Genomic DNA, 410 nt, shown 5'->3' on the forward strand with positions numbered 1-410 from the left:
GGTTTACAACCGAACAGCATTTAACGATCGTCTTGAGCTCGAACAGCGTCGTTGGATTCGCTCTCAACAAAATCTACGAGTGGTACTGTTTGATGTGGATAACTTCAAAGCCGTAAACGACAGTTATGGTTATACCGCTGGTGATAAAGCGCTGAAGATCATTGCTCGAGCCATCAATAAGCGCGTGTCTGATACCGAAACCGTCGCTCGCTTTGGCGGTGAAGAGTTTATTCTGCTGATTCCAGAACAAAGTGAAGAATACACGTTAGAGCTGATGAAGAATATTCAGCGCGATATCTGTCAGCTGCCGTTTAAGTTCCGCGAGCAAAACATCATCATTACTCTGACAGCCGTCTCTACTTCATTTAAGGAATCAGACGCACCAGAATATGTGCTCGATCGCCTTGGGC

At 45.9% G+C, this 410-nt stretch carries 1 protein-coding gene; it reads left to right on the forward strand.

Features of this window, described 5'->3' with window-relative positions:
- On the forward strand, positions 1–410 hold a 410-nt coding region (locus tag UF06_RS21630; protein WP_045572318.1), incomplete at both ends, for a GGDEF domain-containing protein.

Source organism: Vibrio sp. S234-5 (assembly GCF_000960595.1).
In the GTDB taxonomy this organism is placed as follows: domain Bacteria; phylum Pseudomonadota; class Gammaproteobacteria; order Enterobacterales; family Vibrionaceae; genus Vibrio.